28 protein-coding genes are annotated in these 25,709 nt (G+C 58.9%); 5 read left to right on the forward strand and 23 right to left on the reverse strand.

Features of this window, described 5'->3' with window-relative positions; all coding sequences use genetic code 11:
• Positions 1 to 49: 49 nt before the first annotated feature.
• Complete coding sequence (hpaD, locus tag ACOYA6_RS09160) at positions 50 to 1,066, reverse strand: 3,4-dihydroxyphenylacetate 2,3-dioxygenase (protein ID WP_422654573.1); 1,017 nt, start codon at positions 1,064 to 1,066, stop codon at positions 50 to 52.
• A 334-nt stretch (positions 1,067 to 1,400) separates the two neighbouring features.
• The gene (locus ACOYA6_RS09165; RefSeq protein WP_223073905.1) at positions 1,401 to 1,811 is read right to left on the reverse strand and encodes a YybH family protein; all 411 of its coding nucleotides are present in this window, start codon (positions 1,809 to 1,811) and stop codon (positions 1,401 to 1,403) included.
• A 247-nt stretch (positions 1,812 to 2,058) separates the two neighbouring features.
• On the opposite strand from ACOYA6_RS09165, the gene ACOYA6_RS09170 reads away from it, so the two are divergent.
• On the forward strand, positions 2,059 to 2,628 hold the full coding sequence (locus tag ACOYA6_RS09170) for a hypothetical protein (protein WP_039030910.1): 570 nt from the start codon (positions 2,059 to 2,061) through the stop codon (positions 2,626 to 2,628).
• Between the two features lie 266 nt (positions 2,629 to 2,894).
• Here the strand turns inward: ACOYA6_RS09170 and ACOYA6_RS09175 are convergent, their stop codons facing one another.
• Complete coding sequence (locus tag ACOYA6_RS09175; protein WP_422654574.1) at positions 2,895 to 3,215, reverse strand: AzlD domain-containing protein; 321 nt, start codon at positions 3,213 to 3,215, stop codon at positions 2,895 to 2,897.
• A 1-nt stretch (position 3,216) separates the two neighbouring features.
• Positions 3,217 to 3,951 carry an AzlC family ABC transporter permease gene (locus tag ACOYA6_RS09180; protein ID WP_422654575.1) on the reverse strand — a complete coding sequence of 245 codons (735 nt, stop codon included), beginning with the start codon at positions 3,949 to 3,951 and terminating at the stop codon, positions 3,217 to 3,219.
• 111 nt (positions 3,952 to 4,062) lie between these two features.
• Between ACOYA6_RS09180 and ACOYA6_RS09185 the strand changes: the two genes are divergently transcribed.
• Positions 4,063 to 4,899, forward strand: coding sequence for an AraC family transcriptional regulator (locus tag ACOYA6_RS09185; protein ID WP_422654576.1), 837 nt, complete (start codon positions 4,063 to 4,065; stop codon positions 4,897 to 4,899).
• 359 nt (positions 4,900 to 5,258) lie between these two features.
• The gene (locus ACOYA6_RS09190) at positions 5,259 to 5,714 is read left to right on the forward strand and encodes a hypothetical protein (RefSeq protein WP_422654577.1); all 456 of its coding nucleotides are present in this window, start codon (positions 5,259 to 5,261) and stop codon (positions 5,712 to 5,714) included.
• Positions 5,715 to 5,995: 281 nt separating this feature from the next.
• On the opposite strand, the gene ACOYA6_RS09195 is transcribed toward ACOYA6_RS09190, so the two are convergent.
• The 18 genes from ACOYA6_RS09195 to ACOYA6_RS09280 all read right to left on the reverse strand — a co-directional run bounded on the left by ACOYA6_RS09195 (position 5,996) and on the right by ACOYA6_RS09280 (position 21,286).
• Positions 5,996 to 6,991 (reverse strand): hypothetical protein, encoded by a 996-nt coding sequence (locus ACOYA6_RS09195; protein ID WP_422654578.1) that lies wholly within the window; start codon positions 6,989 to 6,991, stop codon positions 5,996 to 5,998.
• Between the two features lie 364 nt (positions 6,992 to 7,355).
• Entirely contained in the window at positions 7,356 to 8,282 is a 927-nt protein-coding gene (gene catA, locus ACOYA6_RS09200) for a catechol 1,2-dioxygenase (protein WP_422654579.1), read from the reverse strand.
• Between the two features lie 46 nt (positions 8,283 to 8,328).
• Positions 8,329 to 8,616 carry a muconolactone Delta-isomerase gene (gene catC, locus ACOYA6_RS09205; protein ID WP_223073894.1) on the reverse strand — a complete coding sequence of 96 codons (288 nt, stop codon included), beginning with the start codon at positions 8,614 to 8,616 and terminating at the stop codon, positions 8,329 to 8,331.
• Positions 8,617 to 8,627: 11 nt separating this feature from the next.
• Positions 8,628 to 9,743 carry a muconate cycloisomerase family protein gene (locus ACOYA6_RS09210; protein WP_422654580.1) on the reverse strand — a complete coding sequence of 372 codons (1,116 nt, stop codon included), beginning with the start codon at positions 9,741 to 9,743 and terminating at the stop codon, positions 8,628 to 8,630.
• Positions 9,740 to 10,507 carry a 3-oxoadipate enol-lactonase gene (gene pcaD, locus ACOYA6_RS09215; protein ID WP_422654581.1) on the reverse strand — a complete coding sequence of 256 codons (768 nt, stop codon included), beginning with the start codon at positions 10,505 to 10,507 and terminating at the stop codon, positions 9,740 to 9,742. The genes ACOYA6_RS09210 and pcaD overlap by 4 nt, the downstream gene beginning before the upstream one ends.
• On the reverse strand, positions 10,508 to 11,170 hold the full coding sequence (locus tag ACOYA6_RS09220) for a 3-oxoacid CoA-transferase subunit B (RefSeq protein ID WP_422654582.1): 663 nt from the start codon (positions 11,168 to 11,170) through the stop codon (positions 10,508 to 10,510).
• A 9-nt stretch (positions 11,171 to 11,179) separates the two neighbouring features.
• Positions 11,180 to 11,866: a 3-oxoacid CoA-transferase subunit A gene (locus tag ACOYA6_RS09225; RefSeq protein ID WP_422654583.1), complete on the reverse strand. Its 687-nt coding sequence runs from the start codon at positions 11,864 to 11,866 to the stop codon at positions 11,180 to 11,182.
• Positions 11,863 to 13,122: an MFS transporter gene (locus ACOYA6_RS09230; protein ID WP_138369402.1), complete on the reverse strand. Its 1,260-nt coding sequence runs from the start codon at positions 13,120 to 13,122 to the stop codon at positions 11,863 to 11,865. Before ACOYA6_RS09230 ends, ACOYA6_RS09225 begins: the two co-directional genes overlap by 4 nt.
• Positions 13,123 to 13,208: 86 nt before the next feature.
• Positions 13,209 to 13,703 (reverse strand): flavin reductase, encoded by a 495-nt coding sequence (locus tag ACOYA6_RS09235; protein WP_039030748.1) that lies wholly within the window; start codon positions 13,701 to 13,703, stop codon positions 13,209 to 13,211.
• 10 nt (positions 13,704 to 13,713) lie between these two features.
• A complete protein-coding gene (locus tag ACOYA6_RS09240) occupies positions 13,714 to 14,646 on the reverse strand; it encodes a PDR/VanB family oxidoreductase (protein ID WP_422654584.1) in 933 nt (310 codons plus the stop codon).
• A gap of 9 nt (positions 14,647 to 14,655) precedes the next feature.
• The gene (locus tag ACOYA6_RS09245; RefSeq protein WP_138369307.1) at positions 14,656 to 15,396 is read right to left on the reverse strand and encodes an SDR family NAD(P)-dependent oxidoreductase; all 741 of its coding nucleotides are present in this window, start codon (positions 15,394 to 15,396) and stop codon (positions 14,656 to 14,658) included.
• Between the two features lie 10 nt (positions 15,397 to 15,406).
• Complete coding sequence (locus tag ACOYA6_RS09250; RefSeq protein WP_422654790.1) at positions 15,407 to 15,886, reverse strand: aromatic-ring-hydroxylating dioxygenase subunit beta; 480 nt, start codon at positions 15,884 to 15,886, stop codon at positions 15,407 to 15,409.
• On the reverse strand, positions 15,886 to 17,199 hold the full coding sequence (locus ACOYA6_RS09255; protein ID WP_422654585.1) for an aromatic ring-hydroxylating oxygenase subunit alpha: 1,314 nt from the start codon (positions 17,197 to 17,199) through the stop codon (positions 15,886 to 15,888). Before ACOYA6_RS09255 ends, ACOYA6_RS09250 begins: the two co-directional genes overlap by 1 nt.
• Positions 17,189 to 17,740: a nuclear transport factor 2 family protein gene (locus tag ACOYA6_RS09260; RefSeq protein WP_422654586.1), complete on the reverse strand. Its 552-nt coding sequence runs from the start codon at positions 17,738 to 17,740 to the stop codon at positions 17,189 to 17,191. Before ACOYA6_RS09260 ends, ACOYA6_RS09255 begins: the two co-directional genes overlap by 11 nt.
• 11 nt (positions 17,741 to 17,751) lie before the next feature.
• Positions 17,752 to 18,108 (reverse strand): hypothetical protein, encoded by a 357-nt coding sequence (locus ACOYA6_RS09265; RefSeq protein ID WP_039030753.1) that lies wholly within the window; start codon positions 18,106 to 18,108, stop codon positions 17,752 to 17,754.
• A 21-nt stretch (positions 18,109 to 18,129) separates the two neighbouring features.
• Complete coding sequence (locus ACOYA6_RS09270; RefSeq protein ID WP_223073887.1) at positions 18,130 to 19,257, reverse strand: acyl-CoA dehydrogenase family protein; 1,128 nt, start codon at positions 19,255 to 19,257, stop codon at positions 18,130 to 18,132.
• Positions 19,258 to 19,360: 103 nt separating this feature from the next.
• Positions 19,361 to 20,485 carry an amidase gene (locus ACOYA6_RS09275; RefSeq protein ID WP_422654587.1) on the reverse strand — a complete coding sequence of 375 codons (1,125 nt, stop codon included), beginning with the start codon at positions 20,483 to 20,485 and terminating at the stop codon, positions 19,361 to 19,363.
• 336 nt (positions 20,486 to 20,821) lie between these two features.
• On the reverse strand, positions 20,822 to 21,286 hold the full coding sequence (locus ACOYA6_RS09280) for a MarR family winged helix-turn-helix transcriptional regulator (RefSeq protein WP_039030756.1): 465 nt from the start codon (positions 21,284 to 21,286) through the stop codon (positions 20,822 to 20,824).
• A 281-nt stretch (positions 21,287 to 21,567) separates the two neighbouring features.
• On the opposite strand from ACOYA6_RS09280, the gene hpaX reads away from it, so the two are divergent.
• Positions 21,568 to 22,986: a 4-hydroxyphenylacetate permease gene (gene hpaX, locus ACOYA6_RS09285; protein WP_138369311.1), complete on the forward strand. Its 1,419-nt coding sequence runs from the start codon at positions 21,568 to 21,570 to the stop codon at positions 22,984 to 22,986.
• Positions 22,987 to 23,434: 448 nt separating this feature from the next.
• On the opposite strand, the gene ACOYA6_RS09290 is transcribed toward hpaX, so the two are convergent.
• A complete protein-coding gene (locus tag ACOYA6_RS09290; protein ID WP_422654588.1) occupies positions 23,435 to 24,631 on the reverse strand; it encodes an MFS transporter in 1,197 nt (398 codons plus the stop codon).
• A gap of 115 nt (positions 24,632 to 24,746) precedes the next feature.
• Between ACOYA6_RS09290 and ACOYA6_RS09295 the strand changes: the two genes are divergently transcribed.
• Positions 24,747 to 25,703: an AraC family transcriptional regulator gene (locus ACOYA6_RS09295; RefSeq protein ID WP_139565383.1), complete on the forward strand. Its 957-nt coding sequence runs from the start codon at positions 24,747 to 24,749 to the stop codon at positions 25,701 to 25,703.
• Positions 25,704 to 25,709: the final 6 nt, after the last annotated feature.

Genomic DNA, 25,709 nt, shown 5'->3' on the forward strand with positions numbered 1-25,709 from the left:
CTGCTGAAGCGAACCTGTTGTATCGAACGGGGGTATCAGGCGGGCGACGTTAGCTGTCGTTTGCCATCGCAAGGAACCTTTCCAGCGTCGGGGGATCGACCTTGATCTCCGGTTCGCGCGGCGTCAGGCCGCTGAACGGCGTCGCCTCACGAAACCAGCGATCCCGGGCGGGCAGTCCCCACTGGTCGGCGCGACCGGGGTCAGCCAGATCCCAGCCGATGGCCGGTTCGAGATCGATATGCTGGTAGTGGGTGTTGAACAGCTCGATGCGGTGCCCGTCGGGGTCGCGGAAGTAGACAAACAGCGCCCCGCTGATGCCATGGCGGCCTGGGCCCCGCTCCAGCTGCGGCGCATAGCCCAGCGCCCCGGCCACGTCGCAGGCGCGGATCATGTCGTTGGTGTCCGGCAGCGTGTAGGCTAAGTGGTGCAGGCGCGGGCCGGTACCGCTGGTAAAGACGATATCGTGCGGGTTGCCTTTGCGCTGCAACCAGACGCCCCACAGCTGGGTTTGATCGTCATCCAGTTGGGAGTAAGTGTATTCACTGACGCGAAATCCCAGCGGCTGCCAGAACGACCACGCCCGACGCACATCGTCGGTTTGCAGCTGATAGTGATCCAGCCGCTGGGCGCAGGCCCCGCGGTAGCGATCATAGGCTTTGAACAGCCGCTCGCAGGGATCCATGGTGGCGCACAGTTCCAGCGGGATGCCGCTGCTGTCGGTGACGTGCAGGGTCACCCCCTGATAAGGCCGCGATACGCGCTGGCAGGCGATCCCCTGGCGGAAGAAATACGCTTCGGCTTTGAAGATATCCTCTTCCGTCAGCACCCGCATTCCCAGCCGGGCGCAGGTCTGTTCTGTGGATTTGCAGAGCACCAGGCTGTGATGCCCCCGCTCCTCCAGCCCGCGCAGCCAGACGGTGTTGTCGTCCTCGTCGCTGACCACAAGGCCAATCAGTTCGGTGTAGAAATGTTTACTGGCCGCCAGGTCGCGCACGTTCAGTACCACGTGGCTGGCACGGGTAATGTTGAACGGCGGCTCCAGCACCATCGTGTTGATCTGTTGCATTGTTGTGTTCTCTCTTTCAGTGCTTTGTGTTTGCAGGGCACTCTGTCGTTGCCCTTCGCTTTGCTGCGACGCTGCCTGTAGGGGAAAACAGCGCTTACGACTCATTCTGATATGTCTTTAATCTAGATATATCTGAATACTGAAATTGAGAATAGATGAGCCTGAAAAAAGAACAACTCAAAAAAGAGGGGAAAATGCGGGAACGTGACGCGGTGCGCAAATGCGAGTGATTTTCATATACGAAGACGTGAGGGAGTGCCGAGCGGGCAGAGAAAAGCGGAGTAGTATCCCTTCTTAAGCGGCGATACTACCCGGGTGATGGAGACAACGTGCTTCAGACGGTTTCTGCAGGCTCAACATCTAAAACAGACGTACCGTAAGAGTTATCGATGGTGCACAGCCAGCGGTCGTTTTCCTGACGGAAGACATAGGTCGCGCGACGGGTGATCTCAGTCGTGCCGCCCAGTTCATCCGGGAAGAACAGCTGGGTTTCCATGATCACCAGCGCGTCACCGCCGCCTTCGATGATCTGCATTTCGCCCTGCTTGACGGTGAGCTGCTCCTGAAAATAATCCGCGATGGAAATAAAGGCGTTACGGATATTGTCTTTGCCTCTGACGATCATTCCGGGCTTAACCACCAGCGCGGCGTCCTCGGCGTAATACTCCATCAGCGCGTCGAAATCTTTGGCCGAGATCGCCCTGTCACACGCCTTGATGATCTGGTGAAGCGGATGTTCGTACATGTGCTTTTCTCCTGTTAAGTGACTGCCTGTATTGAATCTACCACCAGACTGCCAAATGTGCAGGCCGGGCACGCATAGCGCGTCCGGCTGGCCTTTCTGGAAGACGCCTCGCAAAGCTGAAAGTAAGCCTATGAAATTCAGGGTTATGGCTTTTCATCCTTTTATCATGGTCATAAAGTGACCGCATTGCGTCACATACGCAATCAGGCCAGGGAAGCGAGTGGGCATTGCATGCAGGGAGCGATATGTGCATATCGAAGAAGAGGTTTTTCTTGACGATTATGGCATGAGGCGGAAGACGTTTTTCTACGATCGTCGGATACATCACAGCTACGTCTTTGCTGCCGGGAACGAGGTTTACACTGTAATTGTGGGTAGTTTGCTGGATGAAGTCACGTTTTCGCGAATCGGATACGAAATGCCGTCTGGTATTCCATTCCCGATCAACGGAATGGCAGAAGTATGTTTTGATACTTTCGATGGTATGGGCGGTTTGGCTGATTTTCGCCATATTAAATTTAAAGGATTAGGTAGCGCTGTCGTTTTGCAATCAGTCTCCCTGGCGTTAATCGCCCATGCGGAGAAACTCAACATTGGTGGTTTTGTTTTCCAGGCGGCTTCAGGAGGTGTGGTTGATAAAGACCGTCGCACTTCCCTGGAAGAGACCTATGACATTCTGCTTGGGTTAAAAAATGTACCGCGCTACAATTCACGAACAGGGTTGCCAAAGCGAATTCCGCGACCACTGATACAGGGAAATTTCCATGCGTACAAGAGAGTTACAGAAGGGAGAGCCAGCTATGTCGTATTGCAATAAGCATGAACATTCCACGCTTCTTGCCCCCGGAGAAAGGGAAAAGAGAGTATTTCAGGCATTAGCGTCTGCTGAATTAAAAGCGCACGGCATCAGCGCAGAGGCCTATATCCGCGACCTCAAAACTGAACTGTCTGCGGTTAAAAAACGCTCCTCAGCCGCCCTGCTTCGCAAAAAACTGAAAGAACCCTTTGGCCGTGTATAAAGCGCATCTGACCAAATCTCTTTCAGCAAAAGGCCCAACGACTGGGCCTTATTTTTTCAGCAGATTACGCCAAAAAATACCCCGCCGCGCAGAACGCCACTACCCCGGCAATCACCGTGGCAAATAGCCCTCGGGTAATAATGCCCACCAGGGTAGCGAAGGCCGCTGCCAGCAGCGAAATGCTAATCCCGGAGTCCGTCATGGCGGGTTTACTCATCAGTTCACCGGCTACCAGCGCGGCCATAATGGCGGTGGGGATAAAGCTCAGCCACTGCAGTAGTACCTCAGGCAGGCGGAAGCGGGAGAGCAGTATTACCGGCACGGTGCGCATCAGGGCGGTGACCAACGCAGAGGCGAGGATCGCCAGCAGAATATTTCGTTCCATCTTATTTTCCTTTCCGGGCGCGTAACAGCAGCGTCGCAAGGGTGGCGGCAAGGGATGCGGCGACAATCACCACCATACTGAGCGACGTGCTCCCGGCCATCAGCAGCGTGATGACCACCGCGACGGCAATGTTCAGGGTTTCCAGTATTTTTCTGCGGCTGGCAAACCACATCATCAGGATCAGGCCGATAAACATCGACACAAGGCTGAAGCCCAGCCCCTCCATCAGCGACGCTGGCAACGCGGTCGCCAGCCAGGCCCCGGCCACACAGGCGATAATCCAGTTCAGCCAGGCGGTGATATTCAGCCCCAGCATCCAGGGATAGCTGATTTTGCCCTGCGGACTGGCGCGCTGCACCGCCACGCCAAAGGTTTCGTCGGTCAGCAGCAGCCCGCTGACCACTTTCTGAAAGGTGGTGTAGTCACGAAAAAAGACGCTCATGGAGGAGCTCATCAGCAGGTAGCGCAGGTTCACCAGCAGCACGCTCAGCACCACCGACGCCATTTCCGCCCCTGCGGCCCACAACGAGTAAAACAGAAACTGCGCCGAACCGGCGTAGAGGGCACTGGCCAGCAGCGCGATTTGCCCGGTAGTAAACCCGGAGAGCGGGCCAATCGCCCCGGCGGCAAAGCCTATGCTCCAGTAGCCCGCGATGGTGGGCAGACAGGCGGCAATACCAGCCCGAAATTCGTCCACGGCGGACGCGGGGTGTCCGGTATTTATCTTCATCAACATCGTTTCATCCCTTATATTACTTAGTTCAATAACTATCTTAAGAATCAGCAGCAATCGCTATAGTAAAATCCTGCTCAGCAGTGAAATTTACGAAGGCCATGGAGACGCGACGTGGGGCAAGTGAAACGCGATGAGATTAGCCTGTGGCGCGACAGCCAGCTGCATGGCGGGATGGAGATCCTGCAGGCCACCTGCTACGAACACAGCTACCCGCCCCATTTTCATGATGAGTTTGTGATTGCCGCCTTTGCTCGCGGGGCGCAGCGCACCCGGGTGTGCAGGCAAAACGGGATTGCCGCAGCAGGGTCGGTGATGATTATCGCCCCCGGCGAAGTCCACACCGGCGAGGCGGTGCAGCGCGATGAAGGCTGGGACTACTGCGCATTCTATCCGGGCGAGACGCTGGTCAACGAGGTGGCGCAAACGGTGCTGAGCGGCAAAGGCGAGGTGAATTTCGGCCAGCAGGGAATTCGCCACGATCCGCTTATGGCCCGCCGCATGTTGCAGGCCGCGAGCGTGATGAAACAGAGCAACGACCCGCTGGAAAAAGAGTGCGTGATGTACCAGATCCTTAATCTGCTGGTGGGTCATTACGGCGAGCGCAGCGTAAAAGGCTCGCGCCAGCCCTTTTTGCGCGCGGATATCCGTCAGGCGATCGACTTCTTGCACGGCAACTACGCCCTGCCCCTGACGGTAAAAGAGATTGCCCAGGCGGCAGGCTTAAGTGAGTTCTATTTTATGCGCACCTTCCAGAAGATGACCGGCCTGTCGGTGCATCAATATCTGACGCAGATCCGCCTGATGCGCGCCAAAGGGTTACTGGCGAAAGGGATCGGCGCCGCGCAGGTTGCCAGCGATATCGGCTTCTTTGACCAGAGCCATCTAATCAAACACTTCCGCGCCCATTTTGGTACCACGCCGGGGGTGTTTGCTGCCGCGTCGATGTGACGATTTTGTAGGCCGGGCAAGCGAAGCGCCCCCGGCAATGCCCTTTCTGGAAGACGCCTCGCAAACCCCAAAGTAACCCTATGTAATTCAGGGCGATGTCTTTTACTTGCGTTCTCAGGGTCGTAAAGTGATCGCGTTGCGGCACATCCGCAATCGGGCGTAGGAACCCGTACTTTCACGACACGGCAATATTTTTTGTCGCGACAGCGCTCATCCCGTTAGAATCACGGTGGCGCTGGCGGAGCAGCCGAAAGGCTGGCCGTTTTGTCGTGTACGGCATTCCTACCTCCGTCAGCGCTACCACTCATGAGCGTAGGAACTCAAGGGTGGTGAGGAGATCTTTTAAAAAGGAACACGACATGACTACCTTATCTAATCTGACTTATATCCCATTTGATGAAAGCGTTTTTCACCCGCTTATCGCCCTTCCCCTTCCTGCTGATGCGGATCTCTTTGAGACCGCCGACCACTGCGCCGCACTGGTGATCGTGCTGATCGAAACTGACGATCCGGCAACATATACTGCGATCTGCGAACGCCTGCTGCATGGCCTGCGCCACCTAAGAGAACTTTGCGATGCCGATCTGCCCCCACATCTGATCGCACAGCTCATCGCGGGTGAGAAAATCACCTCCTGTGTGCCGGAGTGCTGGCAGGAAACCGCGTTACAGGTGGATTATGCGCTGGCGTTAACACAGGCGCTGCTGGCTGGCACACTGCCGCCTGGAGTAACGAAGGAATTAACGGGTTTACTGCATGATATGGTGTGGCTGTTAGCGGATTTTGTGAAAGAGCCGTATATTACTGCGCATTAAATAAAGCGAAAAATTGCTGACATGCACTTAATTTCGAAGTTGTAAAAGGGACTGTGTAAAGTCCCTTAATAATATTACAAATGTGATTACTACTATTCCTTGTGTAAATTAGAAATTTAATATTGTAATTTCTAATCATATTAATTTCAATTAACGCTAAGTTAGTCTCAAAATTATTAAACGAAACAACTATTGTCAGGCAATTTGAATACTGGACCAAAATGCATGGAAATACTGCAATCTCAACTCCGCTTGAAGAATCACCTGATTTACATGAGAAATTAATGCCTAGATACTGGTACGCCATCTACAATGATATCACTTGAGGGGATTTTCAATGAGTACAATTTTTTTCCTACTGGAAACTCCAAAAAAACAGAACTACCTAAATTATATAATGAAACTGTAAGATCATCATACTGCTTATATCCTGGAACAACTTCTGTATGCTGGCCAACGTTATCCCCTTTAATATGTTTCGTTGAATTTGATAGATGACGATCCAATACAGCATCCCAAGGTTGCTTAACAAAAACAGTTACTTTTTCATTACGAATATGTAGGAAAACCATTGTTTTGTTTGCAGCAATACTGATAATACCTAAATAAATCGTCGAAAATATTAATGCTGTCATTGTCACAACAGCATTGGTCAGTTTTATTTCTCCTTTTAATCTTTTGCATTCATCCTTACATACCCCAACATGATCAATTTGCAAATATTTCCGCCTGTTAATATGTAAAAATAAGAAAAGAAAACCTAATGAGATTGACGATAAAATTATTCTCAAATACCAAAAACAATGATCACTCTTAACAGAACTGAAGATGAGTATTAACGTAAATAAGGAAAGCATATGATAAATGAAACTTATCTTTGGGAATCGCACATTGTACATAAACCCTTCTTCTCGTTTATATGCTCTATAGAAAACACCATTTTTCTTTAGCATAGTTTTCATTTTCCTTTCCCTGAAGGATTTCCTTACGCTAATAAAGTATTTCGTCACTCCTGAAAAACGTAAAGCATGGTATATAACGTGACATAGTGAAATACCAAGACAACCGAGGAAAAAATAAACTATGGCCATGCCAAAAGTAAAAACAGATATGATAAGTAGTAACCAAATACCGTCACCTAAGGATAAATCTTCTGGAAAGGCCCCAGAGTTAGAGCAATAAACCAAAAATATGACACCTCCCAAAAACAAAGAAACTTTTGTTACAATACCTAAAGAAAGCCCTAAATTCTCAAGCGATATTTTTGAGTTACCCATTTTTATTCCTTTATAAAACATCACCCTCATACGCGTTAACAATTAGTATCAATTAAATCAGAAAATTACAATCTTCTTTTTTGAGTTAATAAAATAAAAAAGCCACTTAGCTCTCTCTTGGCATCACTTCTTAAAGGTGTTTATCTGAGACAGCGTGATCCGAGAAATTTCCTTTGAAGTATATACATAATTCATTTGCTTAATTTCACAAAAGAACATTAACTTGAACTGTTGTTATGGTGTCCATTCCCTAATATAGATGTATTCCTAATCCAATGTATATTGGAAGTACTATCCATGAATCCTCTCATCCAAAAAAAAACCGGGCCCGCTCTCGCCGGCCCGGCCCTCTACCCTTCCAAACCTACTCCTTCACGCGCGCCCGCTTCCCTCTCTGCTCCTCCTCGCTCTCCGCCGCTTTCACCAGCGTAAAGTTAAAGTTCACCTCCGTATGCTCCCCGTTGAGGTCGCGCTCCCGGGCCACAGCCGCATCGGTAATCTTCACCGGATCCGCAATCAGCTCCGCCCTGGTGGCGAACGCAAAGTCATCCCACAGATACTCATCCCCGTTCAGGTTGATCTGCGTGGTCAGATGTTTATACCCCGGTGCCGACACAAAGAAGTGCACATGCGCCGGGCGGTTGCCGTGGCGGCCAATGGCTGTCAGCAATTTTTGGGTTGGGCCATCCGGCGGGCAGCCGTAGCCGCACGGCACGATGCTGCGCACTGTGTAGCGACCGTCGTCACCGGTGCGGATGCGGCGGCGCAGGTTGTATTCGCTCTGGGACTGATCGAAGAACGAGTAGCCGCCGAGGGTGTTGGCGTGCCAGATGTCCACAATTGCACCCGCCACCGGCTTGCCGTTCATATCCGTTACCTGGCCCTGCAGCCACATAGTTTCCGCCTGCTCTTTACCGTCGTCCATGCGGGAAAAGCCTTCGCTCAGCGGGGCGTTGGCCACGTACAGCGGCCCTTCGATGGTGCGCGGGGTGCCCACTTCGTTGCCGGATGCCGCCTCTTTTTCGTCGGCACGCATATCCAGATAGTGCTCCAGCCCCAGACCGGCTGCCAGCAGCGCCGCTTCCTGGCGTCCGCCCAGCTCGTTGAGGTAGTTCACCGCAACCCAGAACTCTTCATCGGTCACATCGAACTGCTTGATGGTCTTGCACAGGTCGCTCAGCAGCTGGTGCATGATGTTCTTTAAACGGTCGTTGCCGCCGGTGGAATTTAAGCCGCTGCTGATTGCCAGTAAGGTGTCCAGTTCGGTTTGATGTACAGGATTCACAGACATTGCATATTCCTCTTGTAGGGTACGATTGTTGTAGTTATTGCGACGACTATTGTTCGTTGTGAATGGATGACGGATGCGTGCACAGAGGCTGGACGCTGATCTCCATCCACGGGTAGAGCGGCAGCGCGGTCAGGATGTCGTGCAGCTCCTGGTTATCCGCCACGTCAAAAATGCTGACGTTGGCGTACTGGCCGACCACGCGCCAGATGTGCGGCCACTTGCCTTCACGCTGAAGGCGCTGGGAGTAGGCTTTCTCTTTCGCCTTGATGGCGTCGACGTCTGCCGAAGGCAGCGACGACGGGATGTTGACCGTCATTTCAACTTTAAAAAGCATGATGTTTTCCTTTATTGACGCGCGTAATGACGCAGCTTGTCTTCGTCGATATCAATGCCTAATCCTGGCCCCTGAGGTAACGTCACCTCTCCCTGGCTGAAATCCAGCGGACGTACCACGATGTCTTCCTTCAGCAGCAGCGGGCCGAACATCTCGGTGCCCCACTGCATCTTCACCGTCGACCAGGCGTGCAGCGAAGCCACCGTGCCGAGCGTGCCTTCCAGCATGGTGCCGCCGTAGAGCGCCACCCCTGCCGCCTGCGCCAGGTGCGCCAGCTTCAGGGCCTGCACCGGGCCGCCCGCCTTGGCGATCTTCAGGGCGTAAACGCCGGTAAAGCCGCCGCTCGCCAGGGCGTAGCCGTCATGGCTGGTCGCCACCGCTTCGTCGGCGAGGATCGGCACCGTAAAACGCTGGCTGAGGGTGATAAGCCCTTGCCGGTCCCACAGCGGGATCGGCTGTTCCACCAGGTCGATGCCGCCCGCCTGCAGTTGGGTCATCCCTTTGATGGCGGTGGTCAGATCCCAGGCCTGGTTGACGTCCACCCGCACGCTCACCTCATCGCCCAGCGCGGCCTTGATCGCCAGGGCGTGGCGAACGTCCACGTCCAGTCCGCGAGCGCCGATTTTCAGCTTGAAGGTGTTGTGACGCCCCTCCGCCAGCAGGCGTTTGCCCTCATCGATGTCTTTCTGCGTGTCGCCGCTCGCCAGGGTCCAGAGCACCGGGAGGCGCTCCGTCAGCGCCCCGCCCAGCAGCGCGCTGACCGGCTGGCCCAGCGCCTTGCCCTGCGCATCGAGGAACGCGGTTTCGAGGGCAGATTTGGCAAAGGTATTGCCCTTTACGTGAGCGTTCATCTTGTCGGCGAGCGCCGCCACGCCGCTGAACGACTGGCCGCACACCAGCGGGGCCAGATAGGTCTCAATGGCGGATTTGATCGCTTCCGGGCTTTCCGGGCCGTAGCTCATGCCGCCGATGGTGGTGGCTTCGCCCCAGCCGGTGACGCCGTTCGCGCAGGTCATTCTGACGATGGCGAGGGTCTGGCAACCCATGGTCGCCATCGACAGCTTGTGCGGGCGAATGGTAGGAATGTCCACCAGCCAGCAGGCCAGGGATTCAATGGTGAGGGTCATGTCGTGCTCCTGCGGGTTAAAAAGGTCAGCACCTGCTGGTTAAAGGCCTCCGGGCAGGCGACGTTCGACAGATGCGAGGCGGGTAGCGTCACGGACTCCGTCTGCTTGGCCTGGGCCGCGAGCCACCAGGCGTCCTGAACCGTGGTGACCGGATCGTCTTCGCCTGCGATGGCCAGCATCGGGCGCAGCATGGCAGCCACCTCTTCGCGCAGATCGGCGGTGGCCAGCGCTTCGCAGCAGGCGGCGTAGCCTTCGGCGGGCGTGTCGGCCAGACCGTCAATCAGCAGCTTCACCATCCCGGGATTGCTCTGGCGATATGCCGGGGTGAACCAGCGCTCCGCCGCCGTGCTGGCGACCGGGGCCATCCCCTGCTGGCGCACCGTTCCGGCACGCTGTTGCCAGCCTTTCGCCTCGCCGATTCTGGCTGCGGTGTTCGCCACCACGAGGCGTGAGAAACGTGACGGGGCGTGGCGGTTCAGCCACATCCCGGTCATCCCGCCCAGCGAAATGCCGCAAAAACAGGCGCGTTCCACGTCGAGATGATCCAGCAGGGCAATCACGTCCTGCCCCAGCGTGTCGAGCGTGATGCCCGCGTCCGGCACCGGCGAGTGGCCGTGGCCGCGGGTGTTGTAGCGCAGCACGCGAAAATGACGGGTGAAGTCGGCCATCTGCCCCTGCCACATCTGCCAGGTGGTACCGAGCGAGTTGGAGAGCACCAGCAGCGGGGCCTCTTCCGGTCCGTCGAGGCGATATTCCAGATCCATTTACGCCTCCTCGGTTTCAGCGTTCAGGGCAAAGGTCAGCGCCACCGGGGTGACGGACTGCAGATACTCCGCCGTCACGTCGCCAAACAGCTCGCGCACCACGATGCCCTCAGCGGTGATATCCATCACCGCCATGTCGGTGTAGATCCGGTCGATGCAGGCCATGCCGGTCAGGGGATAGGTGCAGGTTTTAACGATCTTGCAGTCGCCCTGACGGGTCAGATGTTCGGTCATCACATAGACGCGCTTCGCGCCAATCGCCAGATCCATCGCCCCGCCAACCGCCGGAATCGATGAAGGTTCGCCGGTGCTCCAGTTCGCCAGGTCGCCGCGCTCGGAGACCTGATAGGCTCCCAGCACGCAGATATCCAGGTGGCCGCCGCGCATCATGGTGAACGAGTCGCCGTGATGGAAATAGCAGCCGCCTTCGAGCAGCGTCACCGGCTGTTTTCCGGCATTAATAAGCTCAGGATCTTCTTCTCCCGGCGCAGGCGCCGGGCCCATGCCGAGAATGCCGTTTTCACTGTGCAGGAAGATCTCGCGATCGGCAGGCAGATAGTTGGCAATCCGCGTCGGCAGGCCGATCCCGAGGTTCACATAGGCCCCTTCCGGGATATCGCGAGCGATACGTTCGGCCAGCTGTTGATGGGTCAGTTTATTCACAGGCTCTCCTTATGCCGTCTGCGGCAGGCGTTGCGGCGCGACCGTCACCACGCGCTGGACAAAAATTCCCGGCGTTACCACCGCCTCCGGATCAAGCTTGCCCAGGCGAACGATCTCGCTCACCTGCGCAATGGTGCAGCTGGCGGCGGCGGCCATGATCGGCCCGAAGTTGCGCCCGGTTTTGTCATAGACCAGGTTGCCCCAGCGGTCGGCCTTCAGGGCTTTGATCAGGGCGAAATCGGCTTTTAACGGGTACTCCAGCACGTAATCCCTGCCGTCGATGTGCCGGGTCTCTTTGCCCGCCGCCAGCTCGGTGCCAAAGCCGGTCGGGGTGAAGATCGCCCCCAGTCCGCTGCCGCCCGCCTGAATGCGCGCCGCGAGGTTGCCCTGCGGAACCAGCTCCAGCTCTACTTCGCCGCGACGGTAGAGGTCGTCAAAGACCCAGGAGTCGGTCTGGCGCGGGAAGGAGCAGATCACCTTTTTCACGCACCCGGCCTTCAGCAGCGCCGCCAGACCGTAGTCGCCGTTTCCGGCGTTGTTGCTGATCAGGGTCAGATCCCGCGGTCTGCGGCGGATCAGGGCATCCAGCAGCTCGGCGGGCTGTCCGGCCGCGCCGAAGCCGCCTACCATTACCACCGCGCCGTCAAAAATGTCCGCCACGGCGGTATCGGTGGCGGCAATCCGTTTATCAATCATTTGCTTACCTCGTTATTATTCGTTGACGGCAGGCTGCGCAGGGCGATCCACGCCAGCAGCGCGTAGGCCATCAGCAGCAGGGAGACCGGCCATGAAGCGTCGAAGTGCATCAGCAGCGCCACCGCCAGCATCGGCCCCAGTCCGCCGGAGAAGATCGAGCCCACCTCATGCCCCAGCGCCAGGCCGGAGTAGCGCACGCGCACCGGGAACAGGTCGCTCATGATGCAGGGCTGGGTGCCGATCATCGCCCCGTGGCAGAACGGCAGGCCGAGCAGCATCGCCAGCATGATCCAGCCGTAGTCCCCGGTGGAGAGCAGCCAGAAGAACGGGAAGGCCATCACCAGCAGGCCGATGACGCCGATGTAGTAGACCGGCTTCAGGCCGATGCGGTCCGAGAGCGCGCCCCAGAACAGGATCGAGAAGAACTCCACCAGCATCGCCAGGGTCACGGCGCTGATGATCTCCCCGGTGCCGATGCCGATGTGCTTCGCGTAAACCACCGAGAAGGTGAAGAAGATATAGGAAGCGCCGTTCTCCGGCAGGCGCAGGGCGATGGCCTGCAGCAGCGCTTTCGGGTGCTCGCGCACCAGCACCATCAGCGGGATCTTCTCGTGTTTCTCTTCGGGCTTCGCCTGAGTGAAGGCCTTGCTCTCGCGGATGTTTTTGCGGATATAGACTCCAACCAGGAAGATGACGATGCTGAGCAGGAAGGGCACGCGCCAGCCCCAGCTCATCAGTTCGTCTTCCGGCAGCTTTTGCACCAGATAAAAGGCAAACGCCGAGAGGACAAACCCGCCGGAGACCCCCATCTGGCTCCAGGCGGTAAAGAAGCCGCGACGCGACGCCGGAGCGTTCTCACTCAGCATCAGCACCCCGCCGCCCCACTCGCCGCCCGACGCCACGCCCTGTAAAAAGCGCAGGGTGATGAGCGATATCGGCGCCCAGATGCCAATCTGGGCATAGACCGGCAGCAGGCCGATGACGAAGGTGGTGGCCCCCATCAGGGTCAGGGTCATGATCAGCGTCATCTTGCGGCTGTAGCGATCCCCGATATGGCCGAAGACGATCCCGCCCAGCGGACGGGCAAGGAAGCCCACCGCAAAGCCCGAGAAGGCCAGCAGCGTGCCCTGCATCGGGTCGCCGCCCACCGGGAAGAACAGCGGTCCAAACACCAGCGCCGCAGCGGTGCCGTAGAGGAAGAAGTCATACCATTCCAGCGCGTTACCCAGCACCGAGGCGAACACCAGCTTGCGCATCTGCCCGGCATCGTGCGGAACGGCTGCCGGGGCGGCGGTGGTTTGAGTCTCAACATGGCTCATCAGCGTTACCCTTATGGTTGGTTTTACGCTTCCACGTCATGCCCGATGGCATGGTAGCGACGGTTGAAGTAGACCAGCCCGCGCGGGGCTTCGCTGATGCGGATCGCCTGCACCTGGCAGTAGAACACCGTGTGGCTGCCCACTTCATGGCAGGTGTCGATCACGCAGTCGAAGCTGGCGACGGACGAGCTCAGCACCGGCGCGCCGCTGGCCATCACCTGCCAGGTGTCGTACTCGAAACGTTGCTCGGAGCGCAGGCTGGCGTTGGCGAAGATCCCGGAGAGATCCTGGTGGTCGCTGGAGAGGACGTTGACGCACAGGACCCGGTTCTGCTTGAAGGGCTCATGGGCGTAGGAGTTGCGGTTCATGCACACCAGCAGCGTCGGCGGCGAGTCCGTGACGCTGCAGACGGCAGAGGCGGTAAACCCAAACTTGCCCGCCGGGCCGTCGGTGGTGATCACGGAGACCGCACTGCCCAGTTGCGCCATGGCATTACGAAATTCGGTTTGCAGTGTCATAAGGAATTCCTCACAGATCGATAACTAAACGGGCGCTCTTTGCCCGGGAACAACACAACAAAATCTGGTCGCCGTCGGCTTTCTCTTCGTCGGTCAGGTAGCTGTCGCGGTGGTCCGGCTCGCCTTCCAGCACGTCGGTCAGGCAGCTGCCGCAGATCCCCTGTTTGCAGGAGACGCACACCTTCAGCCCGGCCAGCGCCAGCGCCTCGACGATGCTCTGGTTCTCCAGCACCTGGACGGTGATGCCGCTCGTGGCGGCGAACACTTCAAAGGCCGCCCCGCCGGTGACTACCCCGGCGCTGAAGCACTCCTGATGCACCTGCTCCGGGCGATAGCCCGCTGCCGCGGCCTGTTCGCTGACCGCATCCATCAGCCGCGTCGGGCCGCAGGTGTAGACGTGGGTGTTGGCCGGAACGTCGCTCAGCACGGCCGCCAGGTTCAGGCGCTGGATATCGCTGAAGTGCAGATGAACGCGGTCGGCATACGGAGCCTGCTCCAGTTGAGAGATAAACGCCGCCTGTTCCCGCGTCCGGGCGCAGTAGTGCAGGCTGAACGAGCGCCCGCTGGCGTGCAGTTCGGCGGCCATCGCCAGCATCGGGGTGATGCCGATCCCGCCGCCAATCAGCAGGCAGTGGCTGGCGGTCTCCTCCAGCGCAAACAGGTTGCGCGGGTCGCTGACCTGAACCCGATCCCCTTCGTTCAGGGCGTGGGCGGCAAGGGAGCCCCCCTGGGATTTACTCTCTTTGAGAATGCCGAGCTGGTAGTGGCGGCGATCGTTTGGGTCGCCGCACAGGGAGTACGGACGCACCAGGTCTTCTGCCAGATGCAGATCGATATGCGCCCCCGCGCTGAAGGGCGGGAGGTCGATACCGTCAGAATGCGCCAGCGTCAGCAGGACTACCTCGCCCTGCAACTCCCGCCTGATAACCTGTAATGTCAGCATGTTGACTCCTTAACGCATAAACAGGCCGCCGTTGATGTCCCAGGTTGCCCCGGTGACAAACGACGCCTGCTCTGATGCCAGCAAGGCCACGGCCTGTGCGACAAACTCTGCTTCACCTAATTTGCCGACCGGGATCATCTGCAGCAGCCCGGCCATCTTCTCTTCCGGTACCAGGGCGTGAACCATCGGCAGATCCATCGGGCCCGGGGCAATGGCGTTTACCGTCACGCCGGATTTACTCAGCTCGCGGGCAAACACTTTGGTGAGGGTCAGGATCCCGCCCTTCGAGGCCGCGTAGTGGGCCCCGGAGGCGGTTCCGCCGTTCTGCCCGGCCAGTGAAGCCAGGTTGATGATGCGGCCATAGCCTTTGCCCGCGAAGTAGCGTCCCATGGTCTGGCAGCCGACAAAGGTGCCGCGCAGGTTGGTGGAAATCACCCGGTCGAACTCGTCGACCTCAATCTCCATCACCGGGGTGGCGAGGGTCAGCGCGGCGTTGTTCACCAGCACTTCAAGGCTGCCGAAACGCTCGAGGGTGGCCGCCAGCGCTTTGGCGAAATCCTGCGGCTGGCGGATATCCAGCCCCAGCGCCAGAACCCGACCCTGTCCGTTATCCAGGCGATCCGCGGCCTGCTGCGCCCGGGCGGCGTCGACGTCGGTCAGCACCACCTGATATCCCTGCTCCAGCAGGTGGGCGGCAATCACGTTGCCCAGACCGGCGGCGGCGCCGGTTACTAATACGGTTTGCGTCATGGACGGCTCCTCAGAGGATGTAGCCGATGCTGTGCAGCACATCGTCGCTGTTGACCAGGCGGATCACCTTTTGGGTAATCAGCAACCTGCCGTCCTGCGGCATGAGGTGCCAGGTGATGTCCGCCGCGTAGTGGCGGCTGTGCCCCTTGCGGTGCTCCCACAGGGACTGCGCCCCGCGCACCACGATCAGGTCCTCGCTGGACGCCAGCAGGCGGAAGCGCGACAGGGTGCGCAGCGTTCTGGCGCGCGGCGTGGTGGAGATGGACTCCCCGCTGTAGAGGCGCTTCACCCGGCGCTCGCGCATGTGGTGATCGTCGCAGGCGTAGTTGAGGGTGTTTTTAAAATCGGTTTCATTCGGGTCGATGGGCACCACGTACAGGCCGTCGCGCTGCCACAGCTCCAGCCAGGCGTTGAACTCGCCCTGGTCCAGCAGATCGCCTTCGAGGTTGATTACGGACATGGCCGCAAACAGGACAGAATCTGGGGTCATCATTTTTCGCTCTCCGTCATCAATTTTTTCCACTGCTGATAGGCTGCGCGCATGCCGGTCTCGGCGCTGACGTCGCTGCGCAGGCCATCGTCGGTGCGGTACTCCCCGGCGAGTCCGCGGTTGAGCATGATCCACAGGTCGTCGCCAGCGGTGGCCCCGCGCTGCACGCGCTCCCAGGCTTCGGAGTCGTCCGGGGTGCCAAAGCCCATCGGCCCCTGGAAGTGTTCGTGCAGACGCAGGCGCGCCTGGTTGGCAATCTCCGGCCCGCCGTCCATGGTGATCACCGCGTGGTGGATTTCGGTTTCCATCACTGAGATCGGCTGCAATACGCGGAAGAAGGCCATCGAACAGGCAACATTCGGGAACAGGTTGAGGTTGAAGCCGGAGCCGCCCACCGCGCGCACGATGCGCTTAACCTGCTCTTCGTCGTGATCTTTGCGCAGCTCGTCAGCCAGTTCGACAAAGCGCTCCGGGATCGGCGCGTCGAGGTTAGCTTCCAGATCCACCAGCTCGGGGATCATCACCATCACGCTGTGGCCGTTGCCGAGATCTTCCACATAGCCGCTGCCGTCCACGAAGTTGAGCATCTCTTCGGTCTGCTTATCCACCGAGCTCAGGAAGGAGCGGTGCACCACCGGGAAGTGGTAGCCGTCGGTGGTGTTCTCCAGCTGAATTTTCCAGTTGCCCGGGAAGCGGAAGCGGTGCGCAGGCCCGGTCTTGATCGGGTAGCCCGCCCCCTGCTTCATAAACAGATCCATCCACTTCTTCGCCGCGCCGAGGAAATCCTCCAGCGGCTCGATCTCCTCGTTAAAGGTGGCGAAGACCATGCCCGCATACTGTTCGGTACGCAGCGACACCAGACCCAGCTCGTTTTTCTCAAGCTGATCGGCATAGCTTTCCGGGTGCGGCACGCCGCGCAGGCTGCCGTCGAGGGCGTAGCCCCAGCCGTGATAAGGGCAGACGAAGCTGTTGGTCTTGCCGCTGCGGTGCTCGCAGACGGTGGCCGCGCGGTGGCGGCAGCGGTTCAGCAGGGTGTGGATCGCGCCTTTACGGTCACGCACCACGATCACCGGCTGGGTGCCGATCTCGGTGGTTTTGAAGCTGCCGGTCTCCGGGATCTCGCTGACGTGCGCCACCCAGACCCAGGTTTTGCTGAAAATACGCTCCAGCTCCAGCTGGAAGAGTTCGTCTGAGGTGTAGAGCGACGTGTGGACGCGGTCATGCTTTACCAGGCCCGCAATCTCTTCCCGGGTCAGCCCCGGCTGCGCGGTGGTATCGATATTTTTGACGTTGATGATGTGGTCACACTGCATAATCTTTCTCCTGCTGGCCATCGAGGTTCTGGTTTTTGTCAGGGACAGGTAACGCATCCGCCGCATGCCAGTGGCTCACCGGCCGGCTGAACAGGTTGCGGGTGGTGAAATGGTGCATGGTCATCTCACCCGCCTCGCGACGGAAAATAATCTGCAGCTCGGCGGCATTCAGATGCGCACCCCCGGCGGTAAAGGCGGAGGTTTGCAGCATCTGCCAGCGGCCATGCAGCTCGCCGTCGGCATCGTGATACAGCGCTTCGGAGCATAAAAAATGGCCGTTCAGGGCGAAATGCGCGGGCGTGCGAACGTAGCCCGCCATCATCGCCACAATCGCCTCGCGTCCCTGATGTCTTCCCAGTCGGGTGGCGTAAGGCTCACCCAGCCCTTCCCAGCAGGCGTCTGCGCTGAACAGGGCCCCGATGGCCTGCACCGTCGCCATGTCGTCCAGCCGATCGCACAACCGCATGTAGGTGCTGATACAGACCCGGGCGGCCTGCTGATCTTCAAGCTGCTGTAAACGCAGCGCATCCTGTGGGCTCATGATCCGCTCCGTTACTGAATGATCAGTTCGCGACCGACGCGGGCTTCGATCTTGCAGTACTTCCACAGCTTGCTGTCGCCGTCGCCCACCGGGGTGGTGCGGAACAGGTTGCAGGCGGCCACCACGCTGTCGAGGGTGTCGGCATCGGCCAGCACGTAGGTGGTCCACGGGGAGGTGGTGGACGGGCCGACCATCAGGCGGTCATCGTCCATGTTGCCGATGACGCGGATCCCCTGGGTTTCGTCGATGCCCTTCATCATCACGCCGAACGCGGCCCACACCTGTTTGGCTTCTGCCGGGGTAGCGTCAAAGAAGTTCTGGTTCACGCCGATGCAAAACAGCACGCGTAAGGTTGTTGTCTGGCTCATCTGTTGCTCCTTTCGTAAAAATTACAAATAACCCGGCAGAGGCTGGCCACCGAAATAGACCGTACCGGCGTTGAGATAAGAGAGGTCGCCCATAAAGGCGTGCTGGGTGATCACCATGGTGTCGCGCACGTAGCGTTGCAGCGGGCTTTTCATGGTGATGCCGCCCATGCCGTTCAGCGCCAGCGCCTGGCGGGTGACCTCGGCGGCCACGCGGGTGACGTGGGTGGACGACAGCCGCAGGGCGTTGATCTGCTCGCAGGCCGGATCATCCCCGGCGAGAATGCACTGCCAGACGTCGTCAATGGCGTCGTAGAACCAGGCCCGGGCGGAGCGCAGATCCGCTTCGCAGCGGGCAATTTGCATCTGCGCCTGCGGGCGGTCGGCGAGGCGCGGCGCGCCGGTGACCGACTGCTGACGATGGGCAATGGCGTAGATTTCATTGAGGGCCGCGCGGGCAACGCCGAGGGCCACTACCGACAGCACCTGGGTCGCGAGGGACAGCACCGGATAGCGATAGAGCGCCCCTTCCAGGTTGAGCGCGCCGCCGCGAACGAAGGTCCACTCCTGCGGCACAAAGGCGTCGTTCACCACCAGATCGTGGCTGCCGGTCCCGGCCAGGCCGACGGTGTTCCACACCGGATCGATCTGCACGCTGTCACGCGGCAGCACCGCCATGCGCGGCAGGGTTTCGCCACTCTCCGGCAGGATCCCGACGCCAAACACCGAGGCGCCCATGCTGCCGCTGGCAAAGCCCCAGCGTCCGGTGACGCGGTAGCCGCCATCCGCCAGCACCGCTTTCTGCGGCGGGAAGATGCCACCGGCAAAGACCACGTCCGGGCCGTCGCGGTAGAGTTCTTTTAAGGTGTCCGGCGGCAATGCGCCGAGGTAGAACGGGCTCATGCCGAAGCTGGCGACCCAGCCTGCGGAGCCATCGGCGGTGGCGATCTGCTCGATCAGCTCACAGAACTGCGCCGGGGAGCACTCTTCGCCGCCGTAGATTTTTGGGACTAATGCGCGATAGACGCCAATCTGCTTAAAGCGGGCGATGATGTCGTCAGAGATATGACGCTGTTGCTCAAAATCGGCGCTGCGGGTGGCGACTTCATTCAGCAGTGGAACAAGTTCCTCACGAACATGAACGGCAGACATAGCTTCCTCCCAAAAGAGTGTGCGGCCCGCAGAGAGACGAGTGCTGCCGCAATGAGTGGTACTCACTGAGTTATGGTTAAAACTGAACGGTAAAACGGGATGGTTAGCGGCGTCGTCGCCCGGACAACCACTCAGCCGCCTGAACCAGCAGACCTTCCTGCCCTTTGGCGGCGACGAGTTGCAGCGCCACCGGGCGTCCGTTTAGCGTGCCCGCAGGCAGGGTCAGCGCCGGATGGCCGCTGAGGTTAAACGGCCGCACCAGACGGGTGAGGTTCACCACGGTCAGCGGATCTTTCGCCTCTTCCAGGGTTGGCGGCAGTTCCGGCAGGGTCGCCAGCGCCAGCAGCGGGGTTTTCGCCAGCTGGGCATCCACCTGGGCGGTAAAGGCCTGTCGGATTTCTTCAGCGGCATGCAGGGCACCGGCATCGATATCGGCCCCGGCGCGGATGCGGGTGGCGACATCGGCGGAGAGCCGCTCATCGCTCAGGAGCGGATTAAACGCCTGCCAGTTTTCGTGGCTGATGATGGTCAGCCCGGCGCGATGGGCATCGCCCAGCAGCGGGAGCTCAACCTGATGGGGACGCAGGTCAGCCTGCGCCAGGAAATTCAGCAGCAGCGAGTCGATGTCGACGAGCGCCGCCGGGATAAAGCCGATGGCGGGCATCGTCTGTAATGGGGCGTCAACCGGCAGCCCCAGACGGGCCAGTACCTCGCGCAGCACCTCGGCGCGGCGGGCGAAGATCCCTACGCAGTCCAGCGAGCTTTGGGCGGGCATTACCCCTTCCCGGCTCAACGTGCCGTAGGTCGGTTTTAAGCCGAGGATCCCGCAGCAGGCGGCAGGCATGCGCACCGAGCCGCCGGTGTCGGTGCCGAGGGCAAAATCGACCTCACCGGAAGCCACTACCGCGGCAGAGCCGCTGGAGGAGCCGCCGGGGATCAGGTCAGGAAACTGCGGGTTAACCGGCGTGCCGCCCCAGGGGTTGATCCCGGTGACGCCAAACGCCAGTTCATGCAGGGTGGTTTTTCCGGTCAGGACGCAGTTCTTCCCGAGAAGAGTCTCAACCACGTCGGCGTGGGTTGCTGCCACCGGGTTTGCCGCCAGCGCCGGGCAGCCGGCACGGGTCGGAAAGCCTGCGATGTCGAGGGTGTCTTTCACCGCGAAGCGCAGGTCGCCCTCACCAAGGGTAAACTGCGCGACATAACCATTGCTCTCAGTAACGGGCTGCATAATTCGCACCTTAACCAGAAAAAACGAATCATATTCGGGCGGGGCAGTCTTCGCTGCGGTTCGACCCACGTTTGCTCAGGTCAATCATGGAATATTTAGATGAATATTCAAGTAATATTTCACGTTAATTTTACGAAAAAATAACACTGAAACATTTTGTTAACACATGTGGATAAGTGGGTCAGGATGATGAAAAATAACAATAAAGCCTGCGCGGGAATCAAAAAAAAGCCGCCCTGACAATCAGGACGGCATGTTTATAAAATCATTTATTTACAGTAGGTTATAACAAATATCTACGGCTGTCACAAAACCGCAATTCTCTCTGTGGCGGCTTCAGAGCTCGTTGAGATTGTCGAGCACCTTCGACAGGGAGAGGTTCATTTTTTCCATCTGGGCGGCGGTCATGCCCTTAAAACCCTTCTCGAAAACCTTGCTCGCAAGACGGTGTGCCTCGGTCACTTTTTCGCGTCCGGCATCGGTGAGCATCACCTCGGTGACCCTGGCGTCCTGTACGCTGCTGGCGGTGGTGACCAGACCGTCATCGCGCAACCGACCGACGATTTTGGTGACGGTGGGCATTTTAGTCATCGCGTATTCGGAGATCTGCGAGATGCTGGCCTTACCGTACTGCTCGGTAATCATCAGCACCCGAAAGCGGGACACATCGAGCTGCACCTTTTTCAGTGTGATTTCCATAACTTGCGTGTAGCGCGCGTAGACGTTGACGATCCAGTAGAACGGGAACTCTTCGCGGTGGAAAGTGGGGCCGGTGTCTGACGATGTCTTCGTTTGACTCATGAAATGACGTTCCAGAAGTGATGCAATGGCCGCAATTATACCCGCTATTGACCGCCCGCTATAGCCCGATCGCACCCTGCCCCGGACTGTTAACAAATCGTCGCGCCGCAAAAGCCGATCGATATCGCATTATGATTCGAAAACGCTACGTGATTAACATTTGCGTATCATTTTTTAAACAGAACATTGACGTTCATATGTGCGGTTTCCTATACGTTAGCGCACGTGTTCAGCTTGCACGAAATAACAACAATACCTCTAACCGCTATGTGGAGCATTTCATGAACGACAGCCCATCGATGGAACAGACACGTGACAACGTGCTGGGTCCGCCTTCGTCTGCTGACGGCACGCTCGATCCGCGTCAACAGCGAGTGATCAAAAAGTTGTTCCGGAGATTGATCACTTTTTTGTTCATTCTTTTCGTCTTCTCGTATCTGGATCGTATCAATATCGGCTTTGCCGGTCTGACGATGGGCAAAGATCTGGGCCTTACCAGCACCATGTTTGGCCTGGCAACCACGCTGTTTTACGTGATGTATGTCATCTGCGGGATCCCCAGCAACGTGATGCTGAGCGTGGTGGGCGCACGCCGCTGGATCGCTATTCTGATGGTGGTGTGGGGGATTGCGTCCACGGCCACTATGTTCGCCACCGGCCCTAACAGCCTGTATGTGCTGCGTATGCTGGTGGGGATTGCCGAAGCGGGCTTCCTGCCGGGGCTGCTGCTGTATTTAACGTTCTGGTTCCCGGCGCACTACCGCGCCCGCGCCAACGCCCTGTTTATGATTGCCATGCCGGTGACGATGGCGCTGGGGTCGCTGGCCTCCGGGTACATCCTGAATCTCGATGGGGTGATGAACCTGAAGGGCTGGCAGTGGCTGTTCCTGCTGGAAGGCTTCCCGTCGGTGATCCTGGGCTTCGTGGTCTGGTTCTGGCTGGACGACAGCCCGGATAAAGCGCGCTGGCTGACCCAGGATGACAAAGCCTGTCTGAAGGAGATGCTGGAGGCGGATCGCCTGAACGCCATCAGCACCCGGGAGCGGGAACAGGCCGCGACGCTGGTACCGCAGCAGCGCAGCGTGATGCGCGAGCTGTTCACGCCGACCATCATGCTCTACACCCTGGCCTACTTTTGCCTGACCAACACCCTCAGCGCCCTGAGCGTCTGGACCCCGCTGATCCTGCGCAGCATCAGCGAAGAGAGCAGCAACGTGACCATCGGGATCCTGAGCGCCATTCCGCAGGTGTGTACGATTGTGGCGATGGTCTGGTGGAGTAAACGTTCCGACAAGCGCAACGAGCGTAAGATCCACACCCTGCTGCCGTACCTGTTTGCCGCCGCAGGCTGGATCCTGACCGCCACCAGCACCAATCCGATGCTGCAGTTCACCGGGATCGTGATGGCCTCGTCGGGTGCCTTTGCCGCGATGGTGATCTTCTGGACCACCCCGGATCGTTCCATCTCCCTGCGTGCCCGCGCGTTGGGTATTGCGGTGATCAACGCCACCGGGATGACCGGTGCCGCGCTGGGGCCGCTGCTGATGGGGCTGATGAAAGATATCACCGGCAACTTCAACGCCGGGATCTTCATGGTGGCCGGTTTCCTCGTGCTGGGTGCGGCGGTGATTGCCTTGATCCCGATGAAACACGCAACGAAGCAGGCAGAGTCGTTGAAAGGGTTGCCGACGAACGGGTAATTTTTAGCACCTGTGCAAGATTGCCGGGTGGCGGCTACGCCTTACCCGGCCTACAAAACCGGGCTTGTGACAATTAACGCAATAAAATTATGCCATGGAATAAAAGGCTTACAGCGGCACCCTGGTCCGGCTGAAAATCGCTGAGGCGTTGACCGCAGGCCGGGGCGAGGCGCAGGGATGCGCCGAGAGGGCGTGACCTACAGGGATGTAGGATCACGCCCGACCCTAAGCCTGCGGGAATAAGCCGAAGGCATCGCGAAGCGACGATTTTCTTTGCCGGGAGCCGGGATTGTAAAGGGGGCGCGATAGCCCCCTTTACACGTTCACAGGTGACGTAGGTTAAAGAGAAGCATCGAAAGCAAGGTGAACGGAATAACCTCCGGTGCGGCATGTTCCCCCTCACCCTAACCCTCTCCCTCAAGGGAGAGGGGATCTATCGTGGACACATTTAGTCCGCTGCGACCGGTTTAACCCGCACCCCGGCAAATACCATCACCATTGCCGCTACCAGCAGCACGCCGCTGGCGGTAAACACCCCGCTCGCCCCGTTGAGATCGAATACTGCTCCACCCCCGGCGGCACCGGCGCTGATCGCCAGCTGGATCGAGGCCACCATCAACCCGCCTGCGCTCTCGGCTTCGTCGGTGACGGTGGTCGCCAGCCAGGTTGACCAGCCTACCGGCACCAGGCCAAACGCAAAGCCCCACAGGCTGACCAGCAGGCCGTCCACCAGCGCCAGATGTCCGAACGCCACCATCAGCAACGCCAGCACGCCCATCGCCAACGGCACCAGCGCCAGGGTCAGGCGCAGGTTGCGGGCCAGCAGATGCCCGGCAATGGAGGTGCCGACGAAGTTCGCCACGCCAAAGCCCAGCAGGATCAGCGAGATGGTCTCCACGCTCACCTGCCCCACCGTCTCAAGGAACGGACGCAGGTAGGTAAAGAAGGCGAAATGGCCGCTGAAGATCAGGATGGTGGCCAGCAGGCCGCCCACCATTCCCGGACGGCGCAGCACCCGCACCAGAGTGCCGAGGCTGCCGCTGTTTTCCGGGCGCATCGACGGCAGCACCCACAGCTGCCACAGCAGAGCCAGGGCGCTGGGCACCACGCAGAGAATAAAGACGTTACGCCAGCCGATCAGGCTGCCGAGATAGCTCCCCAGCGGAGCGGCCACCACGGTGGCAATCGACACCCCGGAGAAGATAATTGCCAGCGCTTTAGGCACATCGCTGGCGGGCACCAGCCGCATCGCGGTGGCGGTGGACATCGCCCAGAAGCCGCCTATCGCTACCCCCAGCAGCAGGCGTCCGCTCAGCAGTACCTCCAGCGACGGTGCAAAGGCCACCAGCAGGCTGGAGACGATCTGCAGCACGGAGAAGAACATCAGCACCCAGCGGCGGTCGATGCTTTTGGTCGCCGGGGTGATCAACAGGCCGGTGACCAGCGCCACCAGCGCGGTGGCGGTCACCGACTGCCCGGCGACCCCTTCGCTCACCCCCAGACTGGCGGCCATGGGCGTCAGCAGGCTGGCAGGTAGAAACTCGGCAACAATCAACCCGAACACCCCGAGCCCCAGGGACCAGACCGCGCGCCAGGCCGGTCTGGCCGGGGCGCTGGCCTCGTTTGCGACGATGGATGAATGCATTTGTAATACTCCCGTTATGAAAATGTGACGTATGTCGCAAAGCATAGGAAGTTCACCGCGGACGATCTATGACATATAATCTTCATTTATTGATTATTCGTCCGGGAATAGAGAAATGACCCTTCGCTCGCCAGATTTGATCAGTGAGTTACTGCGCGGTATGCGCCTGTCGGGGGTGAAATACCGCCGCATTGAGGCCAGCGCGCCCTTTGGCGTGGCCTTCGGCGCGGCCCCCGGCAAAGCGCAGTTCCACTTTATCAGCCGGGGTCCGGCGGTCCTGCGGATGCACAGCGGCGCGCGGTTCGAGCTTAACAGCGGCGACGCGGTCTTTCTGCCGAACGGGGATGCCCACGCCCTTCTCTCCGGAGATGACGCCACCATCACGCCGGTATCTGCCTTCCCCAGCGAGCCGATCTGCAACAGCGTGTGCGACATTCACTGCGAGCCGTGTCCGGACAGCGAGAACGTGGTGATATTCAGCGGGTGCATGGATTTCGATCTGGGCGGGATGCAGCCGCTGATCAAGGCGATGCCGGAAGTGATGATGGTCAGCCGTCTGATGACCACCTGGCCGGAGATCCATCCCCTGCTGGTGGCGATGGAGCGGGAGTCGATGGCGCGCCAGGTCGGTTTTGCCGGGATCCTGGCCCGGCTGGCGGACGTGGTGGCGGCGCTGATTGTCCGCGGCTGGGTTGAAGCCGGGTGCGGCAAGGCCACCGGCTGGATCCAGGTTCTGCGCGATCCGCGCCTCAGCCGGGCGATCTACGCCATGCACCAGCAGCCGGGCATTAACTGGAGCGTGGCGGAGCTGGCAAAAGAGGCGGGAACGTCGCGGTCGGTGTTTGCCGAGCGTTTTCTCTCAGCCACCGGCACCACGCCGGCGAAGTACCTGAGCGAGCTGCGGATGCGGCTGGCGATCCAGTATATCGGTCAGGAGAATCAGGCGATTGAGACCGTGGCATTGCGCCTCGGCTACAGTTCGCTGGCGGCCTTCAGCCGGGCGTTTAAGCGGATTGTCGGCCAGTCGCCGGGAGCACTACGCGAAGCCAGTCAGACCCCACAGGAGATCTGACCGGCC

Source organism: Leclercia barmai, from assembly GCF_049312895.1.
Taxonomy (GTDB): domain Bacteria; phylum Pseudomonadota; class Gammaproteobacteria; order Enterobacterales; family Enterobacteriaceae; genus Enterobacter; species Enterobacter barmai.

What these genes read in the sequence shown, in the direction of transcription:
- ACOYA6_RS09230 (WP_138369402.1), bottom strand. Translation starts at nt 13,122, where the DNA reads ATGCGCAAGCTGGTGTTCGCCTCGGTGCTGGGTAACGCGCTGGAATGG.
- ACOYA6_RS09235 (WP_039030748.1), bottom strand. Translation starts at nt 13,703, where the DNA reads ATGACACTGCAAACCGAATTTCGTAATGCCATGGCGCAACTGGGCAGT.
- hpaD (WP_422654573.1), bottom strand. Translation starts at nt 1,066, where the DNA reads ATGCAACAGATCAACACGATGGTGCTGGAGCCGCCGTTCAACATTACC.
- hpaX (WP_138369311.1), top strand. Translation starts at nt 21,568, where the DNA reads ATGAACGACAGCCCATCGATGGAACAGACACGTGACAACGTGCTGGGT.
- ACOYA6_RS09275 (WP_422654587.1), bottom strand. Translation starts at nt 20,485, where the DNA reads ATGCAGCCCGTTACTGAGAGCAATGGTTATGTCGCGCAGTTTACCCTT.
- ACOYA6_RS09190 (WP_422654577.1), top strand. Translation starts at nt 5,259, where the DNA reads ATGACTACCTTATCTAATCTGACTTATATCCCATTTGATGAAAGCGTT.
- ACOYA6_RS09250 (WP_422654790.1), bottom strand. Translation starts at nt 15,886, where the DNA reads ATGACCCCAGATTCTGTCCTGTTTGCGGCCATGTCCGTAATCAACCTC.
- ACOYA6_RS09245 (WP_138369307.1), bottom strand. Translation starts at nt 15,396, where the DNA reads ATGACGCAAACCGTATTAGTAACCGGCGCCGCCGCCGGTCTGGGCAAC.
- pcaD (WP_422654581.1), bottom strand. Translation starts at nt 10,507, where the DNA reads ATGGATCTGGAATATCGCCTCGACGGACCGGAAGAGGCCCCGCTGCTG.
- ACOYA6_RS09280 (WP_039030756.1), bottom strand. Translation starts at nt 21,286, where the DNA reads ATGAGTCAAACGAAGACATCGTCAGACACCGGCCCCACTTTCCACCGC.
- ACOYA6_RS09225 (WP_422654583.1), bottom strand. Translation starts at nt 11,866, where the DNA reads ATGATTGATAAACGGATTGCCGCCACCGATACCGCCGTGGCGGACATT.
- ACOYA6_RS09165 (WP_223073905.1), bottom strand. Translation starts at nt 1,811, where the DNA reads ATGTACGAACATCCGCTTCACCAGATCATCAAGGCGTGTGACAGGGCG.
- ACOYA6_RS09195 (WP_422654578.1), bottom strand. Translation starts at nt 6,991, where the DNA reads ATGGGTAACTCAAAAATATCGCTTGAGAATTTAGGGCTTTCTTTAGGT.
- ACOYA6_RS09210 (WP_422654580.1), bottom strand. Translation starts at nt 9,743, where the DNA reads ATGACCCTCACCATTGAATCCCTGGCCTGCTGGCTGGTGGACATTCCT.
- catA (WP_422654579.1), bottom strand. Translation starts at nt 8,282, where the DNA reads ATGTCTGTGAATCCTGTACATCAAACCGAACTGGACACCTTACTGGCA.
- ACOYA6_RS09265 (WP_039030753.1), bottom strand. Translation starts at nt 18,108, where the DNA reads ATGAGCCAGACAACAACCTTACGCGTGCTGTTTTGCATCGGCGTGAAC.
- ACOYA6_RS09295 (WP_139565383.1), top strand. Translation starts at nt 24,747, where the DNA reads ATGACCCTTCGCTCGCCAGATTTGATCAGTGAGTTACTGCGCGGTATG.
- ACOYA6_RS09255 (WP_422654585.1), bottom strand. Translation starts at nt 17,199, where the DNA reads ATGCAGTGTGACCACATCATCAACGTCAAAAATATCGATACCACCGCG.
- ACOYA6_RS09175 (WP_422654574.1), bottom strand. Translation starts at nt 3,215, where the DNA reads ATGGAACGAAATATTCTGCTGGCGATCCTCGCCTCTGCGTTGGTCACC.
- ACOYA6_RS09180 (WP_422654575.1), bottom strand. Translation starts at nt 3,951, where the DNA reads ATGTTGATGAAGATAAATACCGGACACCCCGCGTCCGCCGTGGACGAA.
- ACOYA6_RS09260 (WP_422654586.1), bottom strand. Translation starts at nt 17,740, where the DNA reads ATGAGCCCACAGGATGCGCTGCGTTTACAGCAGCTTGAAGATCAGCAG.
- catC (WP_223073894.1), bottom strand. Translation starts at nt 8,616, where the DNA reads ATGCTTTTTAAAGTTGAAATGACGGTCAACATCCCGTCGTCGCTGCCT.
- ACOYA6_RS09290 (WP_422654588.1), bottom strand. Translation starts at nt 24,631, where the DNA reads ATGCATTCATCCATCGTCGCAAACGAGGCCAGCGCCCCGGCCAGACCG.
- ACOYA6_RS09240 (WP_422654584.1), bottom strand. Translation starts at nt 14,646, where the DNA reads ATGCTGACATTACAGGTTATCAGGCGGGAGTTGCAGGGCGAGGTAGTC.
- ACOYA6_RS09270 (WP_223073887.1), bottom strand. Translation starts at nt 19,257, where the DNA reads ATGTCTGCCGTTCATGTTCGTGAGGAACTTGTTCCACTGCTGAATGAA.